1 rRNA gene is annotated in these 1,486 nt (G+C 53.5%); it reads right to left on the bottom strand.

What is annotated here, in order from left to right:
* Positions 1–81 precede the first annotated feature (81 nt).
* Positions 82–1,486 (bottom strand): 16S ribosomal RNA (locus BLP55_RS00005); the annotation flags it as partial.

Here is a 1,486-nt window from a genome sequence, read left to right as displayed (position 1 = left end):
TCTTTACCTCAATATTATTTGGATCGACAAAAAGAGAAAGGAGAGACGTCCCCGATACCAGACAAATATCGGTTTCTCTAGAAAGGAGGTGTTCCAGCCGCACCTTCCGGTACGGCTACCTTGTTACGACTTAGCCCTAGTTACCGGTTTTACCCTAGGCAGCTCCTTGCGGTCACCGACTTCAGGCACCCCCAGCTTCCATGGCTTGACGGGCGGTGTGTACAAGGCCCGGGAACGTATTCACCGGATCATGGCTGATATCCGATTACTAGCGATTCCAGCTTCACGGGGTCGAGTTGCAGACCCCGATCCGAACTGAGACCGGTTTTGTAGATTCGCTCCTGCTCGCGCAGTGGCTGCTCTCTGTACCGGCCATTGTAGCACGTGTGTAGCCCAGGGCGTAAGGGCCGTGATGATTTGACGTCATCCCCACCTTCCTCGCGGTTTGCACCGGCAGTCTTGCTAGAGTTCCCGACTTGACTCGCTGGCAACTAGCAACAGGGGTTGCGCTCGTTATAGGACTTAACCTGACACCTCACGGCACGAGCTGACGACAACCATGCAGCACCTTGAAGAGCGTCCGAAGAAGGCCACGTTTCCGCAGCTGTCGCTCCCCATTTAAGCCCTGGTAAGGTTCCTCGCGTATCATCGAATTAAACCACATGCTCCACCGCTTGTGCGGGCCCCCGTCAATTCCTTTGAGTTTCAGGCTTGCGCCCGTACTCCCCAGGTGGGATACTTATCACTTTCGCTTAGCCACCCAGGCTTGCGCCCGGACAGCTAGTATCCATCGTTTACGGCGTGGACTACCAGGGTATCTAATCCTGTTCGCTACCCACGCTTTCGTCCATCAGCGTCAATCCATTGGTAGTAACCTGCCTTCGCAATCGGTATTCCATGTAATCTCTAAGCATTTCACCGCTACACTACATATTCTAGTTACTTCCCAATAATTCAAGCCCTGCAGTATCAATGGCAGTTTCCCCGTTGAGCGGGGAGATTTCACCACTGACTTACAGGGCCGCCTACGGACCCTTTAAACCCAATGATTCCGGATAACGCTTGGATCCTCCGTATTACCGCGGCTGCTGGCACGGAGTTAGCCGATCCTTATTCTTACGGTACCGTCAAGCCGGTTCACGAACCGGTGTTTCTTCCCGTACAAAAGCAGTTTACAACCCATAGGGCCGTCGTCCTGCACGCGGCATGGCTGGTTCAGGCTTGCGCCCATTGACCAATATTCCTCACTGCTGCCTCCCGTAGGAGTCTGGTCCGTGTCTCAGTACCAGTGTGGGGGATCTCCCTCTCAGGACCCCTACCCATCATCGCCTTGGTGAGCCGTTACCTCACCAACAAGCTAATGGGACGCATGCCCATCTTGAACCGTTGGAACTTTAATAATCAAGTGATGCCACTCGAATATACCATGGGGTATTAATCCAAATTTCTCTGGGCTATCCCCCTGTTCAAGGTAGGTTGCATACGC

This window comes from Flavobacterium caeni (genome assembly GCF_900101895.1).
GTDB classification, from domain to species: domain Bacteria; phylum Bacteroidota; class Bacteroidia; order Flavobacteriales; family Flavobacteriaceae; genus Flavobacterium; species Flavobacterium caeni.
The sequence above is the reverse complement of the archived record's forward strand: the minus strand, read 5'-3'. Positions and strand labels throughout refer to the sequence as shown.